Source organism: Ruegeria sp. YTSA219, from assembly GCF_059609985.1.
This window is the reverse complement of the sequence record NZ_JBXWMT010000003.1, coordinates 340804-362199: the sequence shown is the minus strand read 5'-3', so window position 1 is coordinate 362199 and position 21396 is coordinate 340804. Positions and strand designations below refer to the sequence as shown.

General features: G+C 55.6%; 23 protein-coding genes. 12 read left to right on the top strand and 11 right to left on the bottom strand.

The genetic code is table 11. From position 1 onward, the window contains the following. Positions 1 to 15: 15 nt before the first annotated feature. From AC2FFB_RS07300 to AC2FFB_RS07255, 10 genes are all read right to left on the bottom strand, one after another. Entirely contained in the window at positions 16 to 720 is a 705-nt protein-coding gene (locus AC2FFB_RS07300) for a c-type cytochrome (RefSeq protein WP_496874719.1), read from the bottom strand. 2 nt (positions 721 to 722) lie between these two features. After that, entirely contained in the window at positions 723 to 2048 is a 1326-nt protein-coding gene (locus AC2FFB_RS07295; RefSeq protein WP_496693657.1) for a c-type cytochrome, read from the bottom strand. Further along, positions 2032 to 3294 carry a sulfite dehydrogenase gene (gene soxC / locus AC2FFB_RS07290; RefSeq protein WP_496693656.1) on the bottom strand — a complete coding sequence of 421 codons (1263 nt, stop codon included), beginning with the start codon at positions 3292 to 3294 and terminating at the stop codon, positions 2032 to 2034. Before soxC ends, AC2FFB_RS07295 begins: the two co-directional genes overlap by 17 nt. A 24-nt stretch (positions 3295 to 3318) precedes the next feature. Next, the gene (soxB, locus tag AC2FFB_RS07285) at positions 3319 to 5016 is read right to left on the bottom strand and encodes a thiosulfohydrolase SoxB (RefSeq protein ID WP_496874718.1); all 1698 of its coding nucleotides are present in this window, start codon (positions 5014 to 5016) and stop codon (positions 3319 to 3321) included. A gap of 87 nt (positions 5017 to 5103) precedes the next feature. Beyond that, on the bottom strand, positions 5104 to 5949 hold the full coding sequence (gene soxA, locus AC2FFB_RS07280) for a sulfur oxidation c-type cytochrome SoxA (RefSeq protein ID WP_281995318.1): 846 nt from the start codon (positions 5947 to 5949) through the stop codon (positions 5104 to 5106). Positions 5950 to 6019: 70 nt separating this feature from the next. Beyond that, positions 6020 to 6349: a thiosulfate oxidation carrier complex protein SoxZ gene (gene soxZ / locus AC2FFB_RS07275; RefSeq protein WP_142635848.1), complete on the bottom strand. Its 330-nt coding sequence runs from the start codon at positions 6347 to 6349 to the stop codon at positions 6020 to 6022. A 34-nt stretch (positions 6350 to 6383) separates the two neighbouring features. Beyond that, positions 6384 to 6800 carry a thiosulfate oxidation carrier protein SoxY gene (gene soxY, locus AC2FFB_RS07270; protein WP_142635846.1) on the bottom strand — a complete coding sequence of 139 codons (417 nt, stop codon included), beginning with the start codon at positions 6798 to 6800 and terminating at the stop codon, positions 6384 to 6386. Positions 6801 to 6846: 46 nt separating this feature from the next. Further along, positions 6847 to 7323, bottom strand: coding sequence for a sulfur oxidation c-type cytochrome SoxX (soxX, locus tag AC2FFB_RS07265; protein ID WP_142635844.1), 477 nt, complete (start codon positions 7321 to 7323; stop codon positions 6847 to 6849). Between the two features lie 131 nt (positions 7324 to 7454). Further along, entirely contained in the window at positions 7455 to 8033 is a 579-nt protein-coding gene (locus AC2FFB_RS07260; protein WP_496874717.1) for a thioredoxin family protein, read from the bottom strand. 14 nt (positions 8034 to 8047) lie between these two features. Next, the gene (locus tag AC2FFB_RS07255; RefSeq protein ID WP_142635840.1) at positions 8048 to 8788 is read right to left on the bottom strand and encodes a cytochrome c biogenesis CcdA family protein; all 741 of its coding nucleotides are present in this window, start codon (positions 8786 to 8788) and stop codon (positions 8048 to 8050) included. A gap of 80 nt (positions 8789 to 8868) precedes the next feature. On the opposite strand from AC2FFB_RS07255, the gene AC2FFB_RS07250 reads away from it, so the two are divergent. From AC2FFB_RS07250 to AC2FFB_RS07235, 4 genes are all read left to right on the top strand, one after another. Continuing rightward, positions 8869 to 9243 (top strand): hypothetical protein, encoded by a 375-nt coding sequence (locus tag AC2FFB_RS07250; protein ID WP_496874716.1) that lies wholly within the window; start codon positions 8869 to 8871, stop codon positions 9241 to 9243. A gap of 100 nt (positions 9244 to 9343) precedes the next feature. Beyond that, entirely contained in the window at positions 9344 to 9652 is a 309-nt protein-coding gene (locus AC2FFB_RS07245; RefSeq protein WP_142635976.1) for an ArsR/SmtB family transcription factor, read from the top strand. 41 nt (positions 9653 to 9693) lie between these two features. Next, entirely contained in the window at positions 9694 to 10755 is a 1062-nt protein-coding gene (locus AC2FFB_RS07240) for a YeeE/YedE family protein (protein WP_496874715.1), read from the top strand. 249 nt (positions 10756 to 11004) lie between these two features. Next, positions 11005 to 11577 (top strand): bacteriocin fulvocin C-related protein, encoded by a 573-nt coding sequence (locus AC2FFB_RS07235; RefSeq protein WP_496874714.1) that lies wholly within the window; start codon positions 11005 to 11007, stop codon positions 11575 to 11577. Positions 11578 to 11634: 57 nt separating this feature from the next. Here AC2FFB_RS07235 and AC2FFB_RS07230 read toward each other — a convergent pair whose 3' ends face one another. Continuing rightward, complete coding sequence (locus AC2FFB_RS07230) at positions 11635 to 12156, bottom strand: ZrgA family zinc uptake protein (RefSeq protein WP_496688801.1); 522 nt, start codon at positions 12154 to 12156, stop codon at positions 11635 to 11637. A 248-nt stretch (positions 12157 to 12404) separates the two neighbouring features. Here AC2FFB_RS07230 and AC2FFB_RS07225 point away from each other — a divergent pair, with 248 nt between their 5' ends. The 8 genes from AC2FFB_RS07225 (at position 12405) to AC2FFB_RS07190 (ending at position 21362) form a co-directional block, all read left to right on the top strand. Further along, positions 12405 to 13676 carry an imelysin family protein gene (locus AC2FFB_RS07225; protein WP_496688803.1) on the top strand — a complete coding sequence of 424 codons (1272 nt, stop codon included), beginning with the start codon at positions 12405 to 12407 and terminating at the stop codon, positions 13674 to 13676. A gap of 128 nt (positions 13677 to 13804) precedes the next feature. Next, positions 13805 to 14098 (top strand): (2Fe-2S)-binding protein, encoded by a 294-nt coding sequence (locus AC2FFB_RS07220; RefSeq protein WP_142635828.1) that lies wholly within the window; start codon positions 13805 to 13807, stop codon positions 14096 to 14098. After that, positions 14046 to 14531: a bacterioferritin gene (gene bfr / locus AC2FFB_RS07215; RefSeq protein ID WP_142635826.1), complete on the top strand. Its 486-nt coding sequence runs from the start codon at positions 14046 to 14048 to the stop codon at positions 14529 to 14531. The genes AC2FFB_RS07220 and bfr overlap by 53 nt, the downstream gene beginning before the upstream one ends. After that, entirely contained in the window at positions 14491 to 16032 is a 1542-nt protein-coding gene (locus tag AC2FFB_RS07210) for a di-heme oxidoreductase family protein (RefSeq protein ID WP_281995321.1), read from the top strand. Before bfr ends, AC2FFB_RS07210 begins: the two co-directional genes overlap by 41 nt. Continuing rightward, complete coding sequence (locus AC2FFB_RS07205; RefSeq protein WP_496874713.1) at positions 16032 to 17042, top strand: imelysin family protein; 1011 nt, start codon at positions 16032 to 16034, stop codon at positions 17040 to 17042. The genes AC2FFB_RS07210 and AC2FFB_RS07205 overlap by 1 nt, the downstream gene beginning before the upstream one ends. Before the next feature lie 3 nt (positions 17043 to 17045). Then, positions 17046 to 18128, top strand: coding sequence for a DUF1513 domain-containing protein (locus AC2FFB_RS07200; protein WP_281995323.1), 1083 nt, complete (start codon positions 17046 to 17048; stop codon positions 18126 to 18128). A 99-nt stretch (positions 18129 to 18227) separates the two neighbouring features. Then, complete coding sequence (gene speA, locus AC2FFB_RS07195; RefSeq protein ID WP_281972444.1) at positions 18228 to 20117, top strand: biosynthetic arginine decarboxylase; 1890 nt, start codon at positions 18228 to 18230, stop codon at positions 20115 to 20117. Between the two features lie 21 nt (positions 20118 to 20138). After that, the gene (locus tag AC2FFB_RS07190; RefSeq protein WP_496688810.1) at positions 20139 to 21362 is read left to right on the top strand and encodes a saccharopine dehydrogenase family protein; all 1224 of its coding nucleotides are present in this window, start codon (positions 20139 to 20141) and stop codon (positions 21360 to 21362) included. Positions 21363 to 21396: the final 34 nt, after the last annotated feature.

Genomic DNA, 21396 nt, shown 5'->3' with positions numbered 1-21396 from the left:
TCTTGGACACCGTCACTATGGATTATTGAAGTAGGCAGCCAATGCCGCGATCTCGTCATTGCTCAGCCGTCCGGCAATCATTCGCATGACCGGATGTGGCCGCTGTTTGTCTTTATATGCGTGCATGGCGACCACGAAGTCTTCGTCAGGCCAGTACACGATCGAGGGAATGCCCTCATCGCCTCCGTCGATCTGATGGCACGTTGTACATTCGCTGCTGAGATATGCGCCGTACTCCGGATCTCCTTGAATCGCCAAGATCGCGGGGTCGATAGAATGATCCGTGCCCTTCGCCGTCGGGTCCGCTTCTGGGATGTCCTGAGGATTGTCGGAAAAATCCCGCAAATAGGCGATCACGTTGGCGCGGTCTACCGGGTCTTTCAGGCCACCAAAACTCATCCTGGTGCCTGACGCGAATGCACGTGGGTTTTCGATGTACGCAGACAGTGTGTCAGCGTGCCACTCCAGACCCGAGCTACCCGCGCGCGCAAGGCTTTTGGAATAGCTAAAGCCATCCAGACCAGCTGCCCTGCGCCCAAAAATCCCATTCAGATGCGGACCGATTTTGTTTTCGGCCCCCTTTCCAACCTGATGACAGCCTTTGCATTTGGCGAACACGGCTTTCCCTGCCTCAGCATCGCCAAGGTCTTCTGCAGCGTAGGTCGATGAAGCAGTAGCCCCAAAGAACGCGGCACAGACAAGCGCGTTCGACCAACGCATCGTCAACTTCCAAACGTCTTAAGATAGATGATCAAAGCTTCGATATCGTCCTGTTTTCTAAGACCTGCAAAAGACATCCTTGTGCCTTTCATGTATTCCTTGGGCTTCGTAAGAAAGGCAGTCATTTCTTCATCGGTCCAGACTAGTCCTGCCTCCGCAGACGCCTGCATCGCTTTGGAGTATTTGAAGCCCTCGACCGATCCAGCATTAGCTCCGATTACCCCGTTCAGAGCAGGCCCAGTGCTGTGCTTTGCACCTTCACCAATTTGATGGCAGGATTTACACTTCTTAAAGACTTTCTCTCCGGCAGCAGCCAGTTCTGTAACCTCGTCTGTCACTTCGGTTTCTTGAGCGGCCGGTATGGCTGCGGCCTCTTCATCAGGCTTTGGCGCTGCAGTTGGAATGAACGAGGGGCCTTTAGCCGAAAACGTCGGCAACTCATCCGGGCTGGCATTATTCATGACCGAGTTCGAACCACCCTCCGCGGGTGTTTCAACCAGAAAAACAGAACGCATCGTGACGGCGGCCTCTGCCTTGCAGTTCTCCATGCAAGGCTCTTTGCGCCATTCAGTGTATTCGGTCTCGGGTCGTACATCGACAACGAAACCGTCCATATTGTACATTTTGAACTCGGCGAAGTTTTCGTTGTTCAGCTCGAAATCGTCATCCACCAAATCATTGGAGTAGAGGATGTATGCGACAATTGCGTAGGTCTCATCCGCTGTCAGCGTGCCCGCTTCACCAAAGGGCATTGAGCGGGAAATGTAATCCCAGGCAGTCGACAAATGTGGCCAATATGACCCAACGGTTTTTACAGGATCTTCGTCTGCAAGCGTGTCAAACCCACCGGCCAGAACAGGCCAGTTATCGGCACCTTCGGCAAATTCACCGTGGCACGACGCACAGCGGGCCACAAACACCTCTTCTCCGGTCCAGACGTCGCCTGAACCTACGGGTAGGCCACGCCCATCAGGCAAGACGTCAACGTCCCAGGCCGCGATCTCTTCCTTCAGTGCCGACCGCCCAAGCCCAAGGCTACTCTCGCGGATGGGCGCGGATGCGGTCAAGTTCGCACCATTGGCGACCCGTTCTGCCGCCGCTGCCCGGATTTCTTCGACTTTGATCTCCAGTTCGGCTGCTCGTTTGGATTCTGCTTCCGCATTCTCCTGGGCAACTGCTGCATGCGCCTCAACCTGCCCTATCCGGGTCTCCAATGTCTCAATCTTCGAGTGGCCGTAGTTCCGGTTCGCGAAAGACACAGCTACCGCAAGCACCAACGCCGTACCGCCAAATACGGGCAGGAAAACATGACTAAGAGACTTCAACATTCTCGGCGATCCCTTCTGCGCTCACGTACCAAGTCTGGATACAGTTGTTGTGGTAGACCGAGTTTTCTCCGCGTTTTTCACGCAACTGGTCTTTGGTTGGTTGCACATAACCGGTCTCGTCTATTGCCCGGGCCTGCAAGAGCATTGGCACCCCGTCCCAGTTCGTATCGAGATAGAAACGTGTAAGAGCCTTTGTGTCGCCCTGCTTACCAAGACGCGCTGTCTCCCATGTGATCCCACCGTCCTTTGACACATCGACCCGTGTAATTTGTCCGTGGCCTGACCAGGCAAGCCCGGAAATGACCAGCGGACCCGGTCCGTGTTTGATCGGCATTTGCGGGCTGGGTGAGGTGATGACAGACTTAGCATCCATCACCCAAGTCCATTTCTGGGCCGTGCCATCGACGTAAACATCGGTGTATTTTGATGTTTCTTCGCGGCTTTCGACCGCCATATCGACAACCTCGATCCGGCGCAGCCACTTGACCCACATGTTGCCTTCCCAACCCGGCACCACGAGACGCACAGGGTACCCATGCTCCATCCGCAGCGCTTCGCCATTCGCCTTGAATGCAACCAACACGTCATCCAGCGCTTTTTCCATCGGGATAGAGCGGCCATTGGACGACGCATCTGCGCCCTCAACATAGACCCATTTGTCAGGTGTGATGTCGGCACCTGCTTCCTGCAACAGCGTGCGCAGCGGAACACCGGTGTATTCCATGTTGTGAATCATGCCATGAGTAAATTGGACGCCGTTGAGTTGCGCACCAGCCCACTCCATACCCGTGTTCGCCGCACATTCGCAGAAATACACGTGGTTTTCGCGCGGGAACCGCTCAATGTCTTCGTATGTAAAGACAAGCGGGCGATCAACCAGCCCGTTGATCATCAGGCGGTAGTCCTCCTTGCGCAGCTCGATCGCACCTGAATGGTGACGCTCAAAGGCGCATCCCTGCGGAGTGATCGTGCCATCGAGCGCGTGGATCGGCGTGAAGTTGATCGACGAAATCGGAGAGGCGGTCAGCCATTCCACATTGCGGCGCACGACATGGGATTCAAAGCTGATCGGCATGCCATAAGGCGTCTCATCAACACCTGCCCCCGTATAAGATGCCCAATCCTGAAGCTCTGTTATCAGTGGGTCGAGTGTTTCTGCCGCTGCCGCACCTGCAACGGATCCTGCGGCGACCGCGGCACTGCCTTTCAGGAAGGCCCGGCGGGACGGTTTGAACGCGTCATCCATATCTCTTAGGTCTCCATCGGTTTCTTAAGCGCCGATTACTTCGACACTGGTGTTCTCTTGCACCGTTACGGTGCCAAGGTTGCGAACATGGTTTTCGACGACATCCCAAATCGGCGGGCCCTCGGTGCCTTCGTTGACGCTGGCCCAACCGGCCACGACATAGGACTTGGCCGGGTCGATCGCCTCACCGGTTTTCAACAGCGTCATGTCGCTGATCCTCTGCCCCTGCGGCTTGGTTACGTCGATCCGATAACCCAGCCCGCCAACGCGGACCATGTCGCCACCCTGCTGGTAATAGGGGTCGGGATTGAACAGATTGTCGCCGACATCTTCCAGGATGACATGGATGAACTCCCCGGTCATTTCTGTGCGATAGGCGTTCGGATAGGACATCGAGGTGACGTTCCAAATATCCTCGCGCGTTATTTCCTGTCCCGGCAGGATTGACGGCCCCCAACGGACGCCGGGCGACATTGCGATATCTGCCTCACGCTCATTGATCAGAGCATCGCAGATCAGGTCATCCCAAGTGCCGTTGAAGTTGCCGCGGCGGTACAGCAACGAGTCTGTTTTGCCGATCACCTCGCTCAGCGCCGCCTCATAAGGCGCGCGCTGATCATTTATCAGAGCAGTGATCGCAGGATCTGGTGCAATAACATCAGAGAAAATCGGGATAAGCTTGTGCTTTAGCCCCATCATCTGCCCATCCCGCACGTCGAGATCCACACGGCTGACGAATTTGCCGTTCGATCCAGAGGCGATTATATGCGTTTTACCCACCAGAACCGGCTCGGGCAGTGCGTCATGGGTGTGGCCACTGAGGATAACGTCTATCCCCTGAACGCGACCCGCCATCTTCTTATCCACATCAAAGCCGTTATGGCTTAGGACGACAACGACATCGGCGCCGGCATCGCGAACTTCGTCCACCATTTCCTGCATGTTCTCATCCCGGATCCCGAACGAGTATTCGGGGAACATCCATCCCGGATTTGCAATCGGCATGTAAGGGAAGGCCTGTCCGATCACCGCAATCTTGGAACCGCCCCGATCAAAGAACTTGTAGGGTTTGAACATCTCTGCGGGCTCATCCCATTCCGCGTCAAAAATGTTCTGCCCCAAGGCGGCAAAAGGCAAACCTTCGACAATCTCATTGACACGATCACTGCCCAACGTGAACTCCCAATGGAAAGTCATCGCATCGGGTTTCAGCGCATTCATGACGTTGACCATGTCCTGACCGGCCGTCTGATAGCAGGTGTAAGAACCGTGCCAAGTATCACCCCCGTCAAGAAGCAACGCATCAGGACGGTCCGCTCGAATGGCGTTGATGACAGTTGAGACCCGATCCAAGCCACCCACCCGACCGTAGGTCTTGGCCAGTGACTCAAAATCGGTGTAGGTCAGCGCATAGGCCGACGGGCTTCCATCTTCTATCCCGTATGCCTTGCGGAACGCGGCGCCAGTAACATGCGGCATCTGTCCTCTTGCATCGCCAATACCAAGATTGACTTCGGGTTCACGGAAATAAATTGGTTTGAGTTGCGCGTGAATGTCGGTGACATGAATCAGGCTGATATTGCCAAAGGTCTCGAACTCTAGCAGTTGATCCTGCGTTAGACTTTGCTGCGCAGCAAGCTTGGCCCAGTTGCCAAACCCGGACGCTCCGAACAGAGCCGAGGCCGCAATTGAAACCTGCAAGAAGTCACGTCGAGAAATCATCTATCAGCTTTCCTTTTACACATATATATGTGTGAATGTTATATAAGTGAAAAACCCGCTCCGGGCATTGCCCAGGCGGGTCATTCGTTATTGACGTACAGCTGGGGTTTCGACTGAAAGCCCGTTGCCACGCGAAGCGACATAGAGCTCCAGTGCCCGGAACTCGTCCGACCCTTCGGCAAAGGTTTCCGCACGTGTATCGCGAATACAACCGCGGAACCGATTGTGGCGCGAGATCAGTTTGGCCTGCTTCAAACGATAGGTAGGGAATCCATTTATCATACCCTGGCTCAGGTGATCCGCTCGGATCATATTGCCCCAGTTTTCTTCATGACAGTTGGCACAGCTCAGTTCCAACTGACCGTAGCGGGTATAATAGATTTCCTTTCCCTGTTCCCAGAATGGCGCGGCATCACCATCAATAGCAACGTTCATGGGCATCCCGCGTGACTGCAGACCGATCAATGCGACCATACCCTGCATGTCACCACCAGACCATTTCCAGGCATCGGCCTCCATGCGATCGGTACGGCACTTGTTGATCAGATCTTCCATAACCACCAGCTCGCCGCTTTCAGCATCGACCTTGGGCATGGACGCCTGCAATCCTTTGAAGCTTTCCACTCCATCATGGCACGAGGCACAACTTTCACCTGCAGCACCATCAACTGCCTCATAGAGGTCGGCTGCCTGATCGACGAAGATCATTGCCGGATTGTCAAAATCATCAATCTGCAGTGCCTGAGTTTCATCTGTGCGGAAATGCCAACCCGAATAGACCGTGTCCAAATTCTCCAGATGCGCCGAGGCCTCGGTGACCGAGGTCATATTCAGCTCGTCATTGATCACAAGATTATCTTCGTCCGGTCCAGCCATTGCTGCCATTGGGAAAGCCAGAACAGCCGCGATCGCCGTAAGTGCCTTGGTATTCATTACGTTCCTCCCTTGGTGGGCCAGCGCCAGAAATCACAACCAGCGCTTACCTTCCTTAGTGGTCGAGCCGTCAGGCGATCTCGATCGTTTTCTTCTCGTCGTAAACTGAGCCATCATCATCGTACCAGGTGAAGACAAACTCACCGGCCTCGGGCACGGTTGCTTCGAACTGGAAGTACGGATTTGTCGAAATCGCAGGCTCCATAGTCACATCAATCACCATTTCACCGTTAAACTCGCAGGTGAAACGGTTGATGATCGAACGCGGGATGACGTTGCCTTCTTTATCCTTGCGCTGGCCGCTTTCCATCTTGTGGCTGATCAGTGTCTTGATCGTAACAGCTTCGCCAGCAGCGGCTGTCTTTGGAACCTTGACGCGGGGCTTTACACCGGATGCCATTGGTTAATCTCCTGTTCTTCAGGGCGCGTGGCGATTAACCGCCGCACCCTCCGATTGTCACTTTTACGGTCGCGGACGCTTTGGCAAAACTGCCATCTGCCATCTTCGCCACGGCAATGACATCCTGCGTTCCGGCAAGACGGATGCGGGTTGAAGCGGCTTGTTCAGCAGCCAGCGGGCCGAAATTGAACGTTGCCACGCCCGGTTCGGGGTTGCCTGCGGCCACGATCAGAATTGCAGCTGCGCCCGGAGCACTGACTTCGATTGGTACGGTGTTTCCGTTTTCCGCGATTTCCGGTGCCGTCAGTGTAACACCGCCATCAGCCACATCTGCCCCGCCTGAAAATGCGGAGATCGCATCTTCAGCAGCTGCATTCGCTCGTAGCGGCATAATTGTCAGGAACGCGGCGCCCAGCCCAAGGGCCAGAGTCTCGCGGCGAGAGAGTTCCATTTTCAATCTCCTTTGAATCTTCGAAAAGTCACGCCAGAAGGCGAGATTATTCCTCTTTCAGTGTCGCTAGAAACGCGACCACGTCCTCGATTTCCTGTGCAGTCAGGATCGTCGTTAAAGGCGCCGTTGGCGCTTTGCCCGTATAGGCATCGCCTGGACGGATATATCCGTCATCCTTGTAGAACGCCGGCATTACCGTGCCTTCGAACGTCATTTTTGCGTTTGCGACTAAACCGCGAAGCTCTGCTTCGGTCCAACGATCACCGGCGCCATCCAGCATCGGGCCAACCTCACCATGGAACGGAATGTCCGCCAAAGCTGAGACCGCGTGGCAGGCCACGCAATTACCTTTGGACTTGTCGCCAACGATGAGTGCGCCATTTGCCGCGTCCCCATTAACATCGGTCAGAGAGACCTCGATTGCACCATAGTCGTCATAGGGTACGTCTTTCGGACTTGTCTCTTCGGCAAATGCGGCAACGCCCATCATAGCGGATGCCAGTGTTAAGAGTCTCAGCTTCATGATCCCTCCCATTTGCTACCGCGCCTGTGGCGCTTTGCGACCCAAAGACTTTGTGCACCGTAGTCGACGAACATGGTTTATCGCAACATCAAATTCATCATAATGAATTTTTTTATCTGTAACGCCCAATCTCACTCCTGCGAAATATTGTTTCGCTCCTGAATGCGCCGCGCGTGATACCTTTGGAAATCTTCGCCATTATCAAGTTCATATCGCTTCTGATCGACCCAGGTGAAAAGGTCTAAGGTTGTTCCCTTGGAGAATGCTCCCGGCATTACAGCAACGGCAGCATCGATGGCTGAGGCATCCTCGGGCACCTCTTCCGGCAGAAATACAAGCGTTGGGGTAAACAGAATCCCCCATTTGCGCATCAGCGCTCTCTGCTCATTCTCTTCTCCGTCAAAATCAGTGGCCGTGGTGCTTCCATGCAAATCCAGCTGGACGACAAAAAAGTTCTCTTCGATAAACGCCGGCAGGTCGGGCTGTGGGAAAACCTCTTCGTGCATCTTTTTACAGTAGATGCAGCCCCGTTGTTCAATGAACAAAACCAACCGCTTACCTTCACCTGACGCTTCTTCAAGATCCTCGCGAAGATCTTTGAACGTGTCACGCATCCACGGTGTTTTATGCAATCCATCGTCGCCCAGATCAGCAGCAGAGACTGCAGCCCCTATCATGCATGCGATCAAAACTGACAAAGTGCGTTTCATGTCTTCCTCCCGGATTAACCAATGGCCGCAAGCCAGGGCATATAGTCCAGCATCCATTGTGCGATGTGATTGATCGAGTTGGTTGCGATCAGGACCCCGAACAGGATCAACAGCCCCCCCATTGCCATTTCGATCTGCGGCAAGTGCTTCCTGAACCGCACCATCCATTGCATGAAGGGGCGAACCAAAAAGGCCGCCAGAACAAACGGTGCAGTCATTCCAACCCCGTAAACGAACAGAAGCCCCGCGCCCCGCCAAGCCGTTTCGGTTCCGGCCGCTGTAAACAGGATTGCAGCGAGCACCGGCCCAACACAGGGCGTCCAGCCAAAAGCAAATGCCAATCCAAGTACATAAGCCCCAGTGAGGCTCACGTTTGATGTCTCGCCAATATCTGCACGTAACTGCCGATACAGGAACCCGATGCGAATTAACCCCAGGAAATGCAGGCCCATCGCTATGATGATGGCTGCAGCAATCCAACGCAGAATATCGAAGTATTCTCGTACCAGCTGACCAAATATCGAAGCCGTGGCCCCGAGAGCCATAAAGATGGTTATGATTCCAGCCGCAAATGCGATTGCAGCAAGCGTTGCCCGGCGGCGAACCTCGCTGGAAATGGCGGATGTCGCTGTAATCTGCTCCATCCCGACACCCGCCAGATAACTGAGGTAAAACGGCACAATTGGCAGGATGCAGGGCGACAGAAAGGACAAAAGTCCGGCGACCAAAGCTCCTGCAAATGTAATGTCGAGCATGGTCAAACCTGTCCTGGCGCGCTATCATTCACACATTCAAAATTATAAAGATATGTCACTGCGGTCAATCGGAGCTTTGGATGCGCCACCTAATCCTACGTTTGCTTGCGATCACGTTGCTTGTTTTTCCCGTGGCTTTACGGGCCGAAATGACACTTCTGATGGCAGAAGAAGATGGGTGCATGTGGTGCGCCCGCTGGGACTCCGAAATTTCAGAAATCTACACTAAGACACCTGAAGGAAATGCCGCACCGCTTCGGCGTGTCGATATCCACGCAGCCATGCCTGACGACATCACATTGGAACGGCCTCTCTACTACACACCAACCTTTGTTCTGTTGGACAATGGCCGAGAGGTCGGACGAATCGAAGGCTATCCCGGTGAAGATTTTTTCTGGGGTGTGTTGGGCGTTTTACTGCGTGACGCTGGGATACTAATTGAGACCTCTGGATAAACTGCGGTATATTACATAAACTGTTTTGAATGCGTGAAGCCATGAAAGCGAGGCGATCTTGTTGGACAAATCTTCGAACCTGCCTGTGTTCTCCAAGGACATGTGCGCCGAAGACATGGACAGAATGATGGAGAATGCTCAGACCGCGTCAAATTTCCTCAAGGCAATCAGCCATGAGGGGCGCCTGATGATTTTGTGTTATCTGTCGTCAGGGGAAAAATCGGTCACGCAGATGGAGGAAATGCTCTCAGCGCGTCAAGCCGCGGTATCTCAACAACTCTCCCGCTTACGCTTCGAGGGCTTGGTGAAGACACGACGCGAGGGGAAAACGATCTACTACAGATTGGCTGATGATCGTTCGACCCAAATCCTGGAAGTCGTTTACGACCTTTTCTGCAGGGAGAAGTAGAAGCCGGTCAGAAAGCCGCCAGCTTTGGGAGGAGACTGGCAATGCTCGAAGCATTGGGAGACACAAATACCGTTGCTCTGATCGGTTTGATTGGTGGCATCGTATTGGGATTGGCCGCACGCATCGGCCGTTTTTGCACGTTGGGTGCAATCGAAGACTACCTTTACGCAGATGATGACCGGCGGCTGCGCATGTGGGCAATGGCAATCGGTGTTGCGATTGTCGGCAGCCACACCGCTATGGCGTTGGGGGGACTTGACCCTGTCGGAACAAGGTATCTTGCGCAGACCTGGAACCCCCTCGGTTCGATCGTGGGGGGCCTCATGTTCGGGTACGGAATGGCCATCTGCGGTAACTGCGGCTATGGTGCGCTGGCAAGGCTGGGAGGTGGTGACCTTCGATCATTCGTTATTGTTTTGATCATGGGTCTTTCCGCTTATGTCGTAATGTCCGGACCCCTCGCCTATCTGCGGGTATGGATATTTCCAGAGGAAATGGATCTCAATGGCCCCCAGAGCATTAGCTTTCTTGCCGAACGGTTGACCTCTATTCCAGCTTGGCTCATTGGCTCTGTTATCGGTGTGGCTTTGGTGTTTTTTGCTTTGGCAAGCCATCGCTTCCGCCGCGCTCCGGCACAGGTGTTTTGGGGGTCTGTAGTTGGACTGGCAATCGTTTCGGGCTGGTTTGGCACGAATTGGGTTGCAACACATGGTTTCGATGGTGAGCCGGTGCAAACCCATACCTTCGCGGCACCCCTGGGTGACACAATATTCTACCTTATGACTGCGTCCGGAAACACTTTGTCCTTTGCGGTCGGATCAGTCTCCGGCGTTCTCATTGGCGCGTTTCTGGGGTCGTGGTCTAAGGGCCATTTCCGATGGGAAGCATGCGAAGATCCACGTGAACTCAAGCGGCAAATGCTGGGCGCTGCGATTATGGGTCCAGGTGCGATCATCGCGGTTGGTTGCAGCGTCGGTCAAGGCATATCTGCATTCTCACTTCTGGCCTACAGCGCGCCCGTAACATTCGCTGCAATCTTTGCAGGCGCAGCACTTGGATTGAGACAGCTTGTGTCTGGATTGTCCTTCATAACTGAGCGTTGAGTTCACAGTTCAAATCAGCGGGAATCCGGGTTTGCACCGGTGCAGCTGATGCGCTGCACCAAGACCTAAAGAAACCCGGTTAATTTGTGATGGTGCTGGCGACTCTGCCATCACAAAAGCAAGCCAAAACGCTCTCTTTCCGACTTTGTCCTCGATCTCGCTTCTAAGGACATACCAAGGCTTATCGAGCCCTTGCTTCAGCCTGTTCTCTGCGCCCTCAGAAGGTCGGGACAAACGCGCAAACGAAAAATGTGTTATGATGGCCCCTTAGAAAAGGGGGCTACTATGTACAATCCCGTATCATCTATCTCAAAATTTCGGATCGGCTTGTCGGCATTGAACATCGCCGAACAGAAGTCAATTTTTGACTGCCTTCCCGCCGCTGTTCAGGCGGCAGTGTGGCAAGACCGGCTTAGTGAAGGCATTGCGGCACTGTCTGACAAGTCTCAGTGCCGGTTACTTTCCGAGCTACAGGATTTACTCAATCCTGACTGCTACTCCGAAGACAAAGCGAACCATACGGCCACTTCTCGTCTTGAGGAGTTGTCGCCTGTGATCGAGAAGGTTTTTCCAGATCACTCGGTGTTTCATAAATATACGCAGCAACTCGGCGACAATGCTTGCGAAAGACCGATTATCGAAATTGCCAAAGGCGCGCCGCCTACGTGCACATGTTCGTCTTCGAGATCCTGTATGTGGTGGCACAATGATTGTGGGGCAATGCAGGAATGTCTTGCCGGTGGGTGCAAGAAGACTAACGTTGGATGTGGGGTCCTGTGGCTTCAGACATGCGATGGCCTTTGCACTGGGAACTGGTGCTGAAGAACGCAGGAAAGCTCTACCTATTCCGGCAGCAAAGCCTTTGCTTTCTTTGCCGAATTACAGGCCTGTGTTGAGGTCTAAATCAGGCGCGTCGCGCGTCACGGTGTGACGATCAACCTTCCCGGATTTGTCGATCTGAACAATCAGAGACTCAGCACGTTGAAAGCGGTCAAAATAAGGAAAGTTGACGTGGTCCAGATGCGTCATGTCCTGGCACTGCATCTGATAGTCTGCCCTGAATTCGGTATGCACATTTGATCCGTTGTCTACGACCGGTCCCAACCCTTCACCAGACAGCGTGACATTGGCCGAGACAGTGAAACACCCCGCCTCTTCAGGCAAACTGAACAGATCAAGGGGGTTGGACAATTCAGAAATGGCTCCGGCGACCGAGGCCTGATCGCCTTCGGTTTCCGCTGGGCCTTCGAACCCCAGGACGTCAAGACCAGGAACCACAAGGGAGATTGAAATCCCGGCTTCCGAAAAGGAAACCGCCAATCGTCCCTGCCCATGCTCGTGCTGATTTGCAACCTGGGACTGAGGCAACGCGTTTACCGGGAAAAGCGTTAATACAAACACTAAGAACTTCATGACCATGGAACCATCTGAAAAGAATCAACTAAGCGACTCTAAACTGAAAAACATTCGCGCAATCGCGTCACGATACACCAAAGCCCACTAGAATTGGGTAGGAATGAGCTATTTTCGCTCACAATTTACCTGACTATAAAACTCAGGTTGACTTAGTTGACTATTTCTATCAGTTATTTGGTCGAGCGTCGCATCGCGCGAACCCATTGTTATCTGACAAGAAAGACTACCCCCCAATGAATACCCCCCTGATCCTGACAAGCGCCGTGGCTCTGATGACCGCCACATCTGCTTTTGCAACCGAGACCCCCTCGAAAGTAGATGTTCTGAATACCTACGCCAATATCGCCGAGGCGAAGTACGATGACAGCCTGATTGCAGCCAAATCGCTGCAGCGCGCCGTGACCGCGCTGATTTCCGAACCAAACGACGCAACACTGAATGCCGCCCGTTCCGCTTGGATTGCGGCCCGCGTCCCTTATCAGCAGACCGAGGTTTATCGGTTCGGAAATGCGATCGTTGATGATTGGGAAGGTAAAGTGAACGCATGGCCCTTGGATGAGGGCTTGATCGACTATGTAGACACCACCTACGGCGGCCCGAGCGACGAGAATGAGTTCGCCGCATTGAACGTCATCGCCAACCCAAGCTTTGAACTTTCAGGCGAACCAATCGATGCCAACGACATCACTCCGGAACTGCTGTCTGGCACCTTGCACGAAGCAGACGGGATCGAGGCCAACGTCGCCACTGGTTACCACGCGATTGAGTTCCTGTTGTGGGGCCAGGACCTGAACGGCCACGGTGAAGGCGCGGGTAGCCGTCCATGGACGGACTATGCCCAAGGTGATGCCTGCACCGGCGGCAACTGTGACCGCCGCGCCCAGTACCTTGAGGCCGTGACTGAACTGCTGGTCACCGATTTGGAATGGATGGCGACCCAGTGGCAGGACGGAGGCGCGGCCCGAACCTCCCTGACCGAAAATGAAAGCGCAGGAATAAGCGCGATCCTCACCGGAATGGGCTCGCTGTCCTATGGTGAGCAGGCCGGTGAGCGGATGCGTCTTGGCTTGATGTTGAACGATCCCGAGGAAGAGCATGACTGCTTCTCGGACAACACGCATAACAGCCACTACTATGATGGTCTTGGCATTCAGAACGTCTATTTGGGCAGCTATACCCGCATCGACGGAACTCCTGTCAGCGGCGCATCGCTTTCGGACTTGGTGATTGCCTCCGACCCATCTCTTGACGCCGAGATGAAGCTGAAGCTGGCCAACACAATGCAGGCGCTGGGTCGGATCAAATCCACAGCCGAGGCCGGGTTCGCCTATGACCAGATGCTGGAACGCGGCAACGAAGGTGGCGAAGTTTTGATCATGGGCGGTGTGAACGGGCTGGTGGACCAGACCAAGACAATCGAGCGGATCGTCACCATTCTGGACGTCGATCAGATTGAGTTCGAAGGATCTGAAAGCCTGGATAATCCGACAGCTGTTTTCCAGTAAACCTAGCGGTTCGGGGGCGGAGGATTATCCCGCCCCCAACTCATTTTCGGCTAACTGACAGTATGCCGCAGGACACGCACTTAATAACTGACTAATATAGTCGGAATACAAACCAGAGCGCCACCTCCATGATCGTCTGCCATTGCACCAAGATCACAGACACCGAGATTCATGCCGCCATTGACTGGATGCGCGTTTCCGACCCTAGGGCAGTCATAACCCCTGGCAAGATCTATCATGCCCTTGGAAAATCAGCGGATTGTGGCGGATGCATGCCGCTTTTCCTAGACACCATGCGCGCCAGCGATAATCTGGAAGTCCCCATGCAGCTTTGTGCATTACGCACCAAGGCATCACAGGAGAGTGTAGATGAAGGGCGATCCCAAAGTCATAGAATACCTCAACAAATCTCTGCGGCATGAATTGACGGCAGTCAGCCAGTATTGGCTGCATTACCGTCTGCAAGAGGATTGGGGCCTGACCCACATGGCAAAGAAAAGCCGTGAGGAAAGCATCGAAGAGATGGGTCATGCCGACAAGCTGATCGAGCGCATAATCTTTCTGGAAGGTCACCCCAACCTGCAGAAACTGGACCCGCTTCGGATTGGACAGACCCCGAAGGAAACTCTGGAATGTGATTTGGCTGCCGAGAATGATGCGCGTGCCCTGTACGTTGAGGCCCGTGAATATTGTCGAGAGGCGGGTGACTACGTGACTATGTCTCTGTTCGAGAACCTGATCAGTGACGAAGAAGGCCATATCGACTTCCTCGAAACACAGCTTGATTTGTACGAAAGGATTGGCGAAGCCAATTATGCGCAACTTAACGCATCGAAAATGGACGAAGGCGAGTAAGCTCTCGCTTGTAGCGGTGGCTGCGATTGCAGCCACCCCGATCCTGTCCGCTGAACTGCAGGATCTGCATCTCAACTTCCAACCCAGAACCGAAGATGAAAAGGCCCGGATCGCGGATGTGATCGCCGCGCCCACGGATTTCGACGCCGCGCAACGGTTCGAGGACCTGCCCGCCGGTGCTGCAACCGTAAGGGCACGTCAGGACGCAGATGCATTTTCGCAACCTTCGGGCAATCTGAAATTCGAACAGGAACTGGATTTCAAGGTCGGCAACGGGCTGTTCAAGAAAATCTGGGTGTCTTCGCCTTCCTCGACCCTGGCCTCGGACGGTTTGGGGCCATTGTACAACGCGCGCTCTTGCCAACGATGTCACATTAAGGACGGGCGCGGCCACACACCAAATGGGCCCGATGACGGGGCCGTTTCGATGTTCCTTCGGGTCTCAATCCCCGGTGGCGGCGCAATCGATGAAATCGCGGACTACATCGCCACTCAGCCCGAACCCAATTACGGCGGGCAGATGCAGGATCTGGCCCTCGCGGGCCACCCCGCCGAGTACCGGCTGGACATCACCTATGAAGACCTTCCTGTCGCGCTATCAGACGGCGAAACGGTCATTCTCCGCAGCCCGACCTATACCGCGGCGGATCTTGGATATGGCCCGCTGCACCCCGAGGCGATGCTGAGCCCGCGCGTGGCTCCGCAGATGATCGGCCTGGGATTGCTTGAGGCAATTCCCGTGCAGGACCTGCTGGCCCAGGCCGACGCGGATGACGCGGATGGCGATGGTATTTCCGGCCGCCCCAACATCGTTTGGTCAACCGAATATGGTGAACCGATGATGGGCCGGTTCGGACACAAAGCCGGGATGCCCACGATAATGGAGCAGTCTGCTGCAGCTTTTGCAGGGGATATCGGCATCTCAAGCCCGCTTTACCCTGCTGGCTATGGGGAGTGTACGGAATTGCAGGTGGATTGCGTTGGCGCCCCCCATGGGGACAACGATGACCGTGTGTTTGAAATCGACCAACTGGGCATGGACCTCGTTGCGTTTTACAGCCGCAATCTGGGCGTACCCGCGCGGCGCGATATCGGTGACCCGCAGGTCCTGCACGGCAAGCAGGTATTCTTCGATACCGGCTGCGCCTCGTGCCACACGCCATCCTATGTCACCCACCGGATGGACGACCGGCCCGAGCACAGTTTTCAGCTGATCTGGCCCTATACGGATCTTCTGTTGCATGACATGGGCGATGGTCTGGCCGACAACCGACCCGAAGCACGCGCAACAGGCCGGGAATGGCGCACACCCCCGCTTTGGGGGATCGGCCTGACCGGGCAGGTCTCTGGCCACACACAATTTCTGCATGACGGGCGGGCGCAGTCGCTGTTGGAAGCTATTTTGTGGCACGGCGGAGAGGCACAATCGGCGCGCGACACCGTTGTGTCTATGCCAAAACCTGACCGCGACGCTTTGATCCGCTTTCTGGAGAGCCTCTGATGCGTGCCCTCGGCCTGGCCATTGCCCTTATTCTGCCCCTGTCAGCCTTGGCGCAAAATCCCAGCCAGATCCTGACAGATGTTGTTGAAGGGCACATTCTTCCCGGATACGCACAGCTATCTGACGCAACAGCTGCGCTGGATGCGGCCGCGCAGGCGGATTGCACAGCCGCTTCACTGAACCTTCGTGCAGCCTATCACCTGGCATTCGACCGCTGGGTCACGGTAAGCCACTTGCGCTTTGGCCCCTCCGAGGTCGATGACCGCGCATTTGCGATGGCATTCTGGCCAGACACAAAAGGGTTTACACCCAAAACCCTATCCGGCCTGATTGCCACCCAAGACGCGGTGGTTGACACCCCCGAGGCTTATGCCGAGGCTTCGATCGCGGGACGCGGGTTTCTTGCACTTGAAATGATGCTATTCGACCCAGCCCTCGTGGATCAGGGCGACAGGGCCTATCGATGCGCTTTGATCCGGGCGATTGCTGCAGATATAAACCGCAATGCCAAGGCGATGGATCACGACTGGCGACCCTTCTCTGCCAACCTGACCATGCCCGGCGGAGACAGTCCTTACCGGTCTGCTGATGAGGCCATGCAGGAACTTTACAAAGCTCTGATCACCGGATTGGAATTCACTGCCGAAACACGCCTTGGACGCCCTATGGGCACCCTAGAGCGCCCCCGTCCCAATCGGGCCGAAGCGCGCAGGTCTGAACGGTCACTACGCCAGGTCGAACTGTCATTGATCACGCTACGCGATCTGGCCACCCGGCTGTCCGCAGATCATCCGCAGATTGCCGCTGATTTGGATAATGCGTTCGACAAGGCTATCATCCGCACGCGTGAGTTAGACGACCCTACACTGGCCGGTGTCTCGACACCTTCGGGTCGGATACGGGTCGAAGCCTTGCAGCAGATGATCAACGACATCCGCACGATTGCAGCAACCGAGCTGGGCCCGACCTTGGGTATCAGTGCCGGATTCAATTCGCTGGACGGGGACTAAGCCATGACAAGCCGTCGACAATTCCTTGCGGGCCTGGCTGCAGCCAGCCTTGCCCCAACACAAGGTTGGTCGACTGTCGGCGCGCCAGATTTCCTGGCGGCGGCGCTGTTTCCGGACGGCACCTATCGGCTGGCGGGCCTGAGTTCTGAAGGCGGTATCTTATTCTCTCTCCCCCTGCCGGCGCGCGGCCATGCCGCTGCGGCGCATCCCTTGCGCGCGCAAGCCGTGGCTTTCGCCCGCCGCCCTGGCACCTTTGGCGTGGTGATCGATTGCAAGAGCGGAACCCAAACCGCACGGATGGATGCTCCCAAAGGCCGCCATTTCTATGGCCATGGCGTGTTTTCCCGGGATGGAACCCATCTGTTCACCACCGAAAACGACTATGAGGCCGGTGAGGGTGTGATTGGCGTTTGGGACTCGGAGGACTACACGCGGTTGGGCGAGTTTTCTTCGGGCGGGGTCGGGCCGCATGATATGCGGATCATGCCGGATGGGGAAACTCTGATCATCGCTAATGGCGGCATTGAAACACATCCTGAAATGGGCCGAACCAAGCTGAATCTGCCCATCATGCAACCGCGCCTAAGTTATCTGAGTCTGTCAGGCTCGGTCCTGGAACAGATAGAGCTGCCCCGGACACTGCATAAAAATTCGATCCGGCACCTTGCCGTTCGATCCGACGGTCTGGTTGGGTTTGCAATGCAATGGCAGGGCAACAGGTTAACCCACCCGCCTTTGCTGGGACTGCACAAAAGAGGCGAGGCTCTGCGCCTGCTTGCAGCCCCGGAATCGGTGCAAAGTGCCTTGCAGGGTTACGCTGGCAGCATTGCTTTTGCCGGGGACGGCAAAACCATCGCCATCACCTGCCCTCGCGGCAACAATTTGCTCCGGTTCGACAGCTTGACCGGTCGACTTAACGACACGACCCCGCTTGAGGATGTCTGCGGCCTGGGTGCCGGGCCTTCCGGTTTTGTCTTCACCACAGGCACCGGGCTGGTCGGAGCGCTTACTGCCAAGGCCCGCATTTCCGCCCGACCGGATTGTCAGTGGGATAACCATCTGGTTCCCGTTGGTCTGCCTGTATAAATTCGGAAATACCCGTCACATAGATTACACTTGGACGAATCGAATTGCTGCCGTATTGGCGGGCGCGAAGCAGGCACCCTAGGTTAAGGACAGACTTGATTGAAACAGACGCCCGACGCACCGCATTCCATCTACGGGGTTGAGAAATGGGGCAAAGACCTCATCGAGGTGACGGAAGACGGCGAAATCGGTCTGCGCAATCCCCTTGCACCAGAGACTGCTGCTATCAGCCTGCCCGGTATTCTGCGTGATCTGGACGATCGCGGCATCAAGGCTCCGATGATCCTGCGCGTCAGCTCCTATCTGGAGCACGAGATTGTCCATATTAACGAAAGCTTTGCAGAGGCGATTGCCCGGGTTGGGTACAAAAGCAGCTATCGCGGTGTCTTTCCGATCAAGGTCAACCAACAGGCTCAGGTGGTCGACCGGATCGTCGAGTTTGGGAAGAAGTACAATTATGGCCTTGAGGCTGGCTCGAAACCGGAACTTGTGGTCGCGCTTGCCCATCGTCTGGCCAATGAGGCGCTGATCGTCTGCAACGGCGTCAAGGATGCCGAGTTTATCCAGCTGGCCATCCTCAGCCGCAAAATCGGGTTCAATACGGTGATCGTGCTGGAAAGCCCGAAAGAGGCCGACACGGTGATCGAAGTCTATAACCAACTGGGCATCGAACCGCTGATCGGCGTACGGGTTAAACTGACCAACCAGATCAGCGGAAAATGGGAAGAAAGCTCGGGCGACCGTTCCGCCTTTGGCATGAACACCGATCAACTGGTCGCCACGGTGGACAAGCTGAAGGCCGCCGGATTGCTGCACTGCCTGAAGCTGCAGCACTCGCATCTTGGATCGCAGGTGCAGGACGTCAATGACGTGCGCCGCGCCGTGGGTGAGGCCTGCCGATACTATACCGAACTGACCCGCGAAGGCGTACCGCTGACCCATCTGGACCTGGGTGGCGGCATGGGCGTAGATTACACGGGCGAAAAGAAAGCCGCCGAAAACTCGATCAACTACACGGTAGAAGAATACTGCGCCAACGTGGTCGAAACCGTGGCCTATGCCATGGATGAAGCCGAGGTCAAGCACCCCACATTGGTCACCGAAAGCGGGCGCGCTATCGTTGCGACCTCATCCATGCTGGTGTTCAACGTGCTGGAAAGCACGCTTTATGACGCGCCAGACGGCCCTGAGGTCGAGGCGGATGATCATCACTTAGTCTCGGACCTTGCCGCCGTGCACGGATACCTCTCCAGCGACCGCCTTCAGGAATGCTGGAACGACGCCACTTTTTATCGCAACGAGCTGCGCGCCCTGTTCCGCCGCGGATATATCGACCTGCGCCAGATGGCGCGTGCCGAACGCATTTATCTGTCATTGATGGCCCGCCTCAAGGCGTTGGCTGCCAGTGATGAGCTCGACACGGATGTCGACGAACAGTTGGAAAAAGTGGCTGATATCTATCACTGCAACTTCTCACTGTTCCAATCGCTGCCCGACGTCTGGGCCATTGACCAGCTACACCCGATCGTGCCGCTGCAGGGTCTGAACGAAACGCCCGACCGCCGCGCGGTGCTGTCCGATATCACTTGCGACAGCGACGGCAAGATCGACCGGTTTATTCTGGCCGACGGTGTCTCGCCCAGCCTGCCAGTGCATTCCCTGCCCGAGAATGACGAATACTTCATGGGCGTCTTCTTTGTTGGTGCTTATCAGGAAACGCTGGGCGATCTGCACAACCTGTTCGGCGACACCAACGTGGTTACCATCGACCTGCGCTCCGATGGCGGTTTCGATCTGCTGCACGAGCAAGAGGGCGACACCATTGGTCAGGTCCTGTCCTATGTCGAGTTTGATCCGGCCGACTGTGTCGCCGCCTTCCGCAAAATGGTGGACGAGGCGATCTCGACCGGTACTCTGCTGGCCAAAGACCGCAAAACCCTGATGAGCGCATATCGCGACTCGATCAATGGCTACACCTATTACGAATAACCCCCGAGAGGAGATGACCCCATGGGAACTTTGAGTGGCAAAACGCTGGTTGTCGGCGCGGGCGGCGTCTCTCACGCTGCGGTGCACAAGATGGCGATGAATTCGGACATCTTCACTGAAATCACGCTGGCCAGCCGCACCAAGTCGAAATGCGACGCCATTGCCAAGGCCGTGAAAGAGCGTGTGGGCGTTGATATCGCTACTGCGGAGCTGGACGCTTATAAGGTCGCGGACACGGTCAAACTGATCAAGGACACCGGTGCCGAGGTCCTCGTGAACCTGGCCCTGCCCTATCAGGACCTCGTGCTGATGGACGCGTGCCTTGCGGCGGGCATCCACTACATCGACACCGCGAATTACGAGCCCGAGGACGAAGCCAAGTTCGAGTATCACTGGCAATGGGCCTATCAGGATCGGTTCAAACAGGCAGGACTGACCGCCATCCTCGGTTCGGGCTTTGATCCGGGCGTGACGTCTGTCTTTGCGACGTGGTTAAAGAAACACAAGTTGGATACGATCCGCCAGATCGACGTGCTGGACGCCAATGGTGGCAGCAACGATCAGGAATTCGCCACCAACTTCAACCCCGAGATCAACCTGCGCGAAGTGTTGGCCGAAGTGCGCCATTGGGAAGCTGGCGAATGGAAACACTCCCCCGCCATGACCCATAAGGTCGAGTTCGATTTCCCCGCCATCGGCCCCAAAAACATGTACCTGATGTATCACGAGGAACTGGAATCCCTTTCCACCCACTTCCCCGAAATTGAGCGCGCCCGCTTCTGGATGACCTTCGGCGACGCCTATATCACCCATGCCAAAGTGCTGGAAAATGTTGGCATGACCCGCATCGACCCGGTAATGCATGACGGCAAGGAAATCATCCCGATCCAGTTCCTGAAAACCCTGCTGCCTGATCCCGGCGATCTGGGTGCGGAAACCAAGGGCAAGGCCTGCATCGGCGACATCGCTACAGGTCAGGCCAAGGATGGTTCGGGTGAGAAAACATATTACATCTACAACATCTGTGACCACGAGGAATGCTACGCCGAGGTCGGCAGCCAGGCCGTCAGCTACACCACCGGTGTCCCCGCCATGATCGGTGCCGCGCAGGTGCTCAAAGGCAACTGGACGCAGCCAGGTGTGTGGAACATGGAACAGCTCGACCCGGATGATTTCATGGACATGCTAAACGCCCATGGCTTGCCATGGCAGGTCCACGAACTGGATGGCCCGGTCGAGTTCTGATCCGCCAAGCTTCATCTGGCCCTAAATACCTCGG

What these genes read in the sequence shown, in the direction of transcription:
- AC2FFB_RS07205 (WP_496874713.1), top strand. Translation starts at nt 16,032, where the DNA reads ATGCGTGCCCTCGGCCTGGCCATTGCCCTTATTCTGCCCCTGTCAGCC.
- AC2FFB_RS07295 (WP_496693657.1), bottom strand. Translation starts at nt 2,048, where the DNA reads ATGTTGAAGTCTCTTAGTCATGTTTTCCTGCCCGTATTTGGCGGTACG.
- soxZ (WP_142635848.1), bottom strand. Translation starts at nt 6,349, where the DNA reads ATGGCATCCGGTGTAAAGCCCCGCGTCAAGGTTCCAAAGACAGCCGCT.
- AC2FFB_RS07245 (WP_142635976.1), top strand. Translation starts at nt 9,344, where the DNA reads ATGTGCGCCGAAGACATGGACAGAATGATGGAGAATGCTCAGACCGCG.
- soxA (WP_281995318.1), bottom strand. Translation starts at nt 5,949, where the DNA reads ATGAATACCAAGGCACTTACGGCGATCGCGGCTGTTCTGGCTTTCCCA.
- soxX (WP_142635844.1), bottom strand. Translation starts at nt 7,323, where the DNA reads ATGAAGCTGAGACTCTTAACACTGGCATCCGCTATGATGGGCGTTGCC.
- AC2FFB_RS07250 (WP_496874716.1), top strand. Translation starts at nt 8,869, where the DNA reads ATGCGCCACCTAATCCTACGTTTGCTTGCGATCACGTTGCTTGTTTTT.
- soxB (WP_496874718.1), bottom strand. Translation starts at nt 5,016, where the DNA reads ATGATTTCTCGACGTGACTTCTTGCAGGTTTCAATTGCGGCCTCGGCT.
- AC2FFB_RS07255 (WP_142635840.1), bottom strand. Translation starts at nt 8,788, where the DNA reads ATGCTCGACATTACATTTGCAGGAGCTTTGGTCGCCGGACTTTTGTCC.
- AC2FFB_RS07220 (WP_142635828.1), top strand. Translation starts at nt 13,805, where the DNA reads ATGATCGTCTGCCATTGCACCAAGATCACAGACACCGAGATTCATGCC.
- AC2FFB_RS07240 (WP_496874715.1), top strand. Translation starts at nt 9,694, where the DNA reads ATGCTCGAAGCATTGGGAGACACAAATACCGTTGCTCTGATCGGTTTG.
- AC2FFB_RS07200 (WP_281995323.1), top strand. Translation starts at nt 17,046, where the DNA reads ATGACAAGCCGTCGACAATTCCTTGCGGGCCTGGCTGCAGCCAGCCTT.
- soxC (WP_496693656.1), bottom strand. Translation starts at nt 3,294, where the DNA reads ATGGATGACGCGTTCAAACCGTCCCGCCGGGCCTTCCTGAAAGGCAGT.
- AC2FFB_RS07260 (WP_496874717.1), bottom strand. Translation starts at nt 8,033, where the DNA reads ATGAAACGCACTTTGTCAGTTTTGATCGCATGCATGATAGGGGCTGCA.
- AC2FFB_RS07190 (WP_496688810.1), top strand. Translation starts at nt 20,139, where the DNA reads ATGGGAACTTTGAGTGGCAAAACGCTGGTTGTCGGCGCGGGCGGCGTC.
- bfr (WP_142635826.1), top strand. Translation starts at nt 14,046, where the DNA reads ATGAAGGGCGATCCCAAAGTCATAGAATACCTCAACAAATCTCTGCGG.
- AC2FFB_RS07300 (WP_496874719.1), bottom strand. Translation starts at nt 720, where the DNA reads ATGCGTTGGTCGAACGCGCTTGTCTGTGCCGCGTTCTTTGGGGCTACT.
- AC2FFB_RS07210 (WP_281995321.1), top strand. Translation starts at nt 14,491, where the DNA reads ATGCGCAACTTAACGCATCGAAAATGGACGAAGGCGAGTAAGCTCTCG.
- AC2FFB_RS07225 (WP_496688803.1), top strand. Translation starts at nt 12,405, where the DNA reads ATGAATACCCCCCTGATCCTGACAAGCGCCGTGGCTCTGATGACCGCC.
- soxY (WP_142635846.1), bottom strand. Translation starts at nt 6,800, where the DNA reads ATGGAACTCTCTCGCCGCGAGACTCTGGCCCTTGGGCTGGGCGCCGCG.
- AC2FFB_RS07235 (WP_496874714.1), top strand. Translation starts at nt 11,005, where the DNA reads ATGTGTTATGATGGCCCCTTAGAAAAGGGGGCTACTATGTACAATCCC.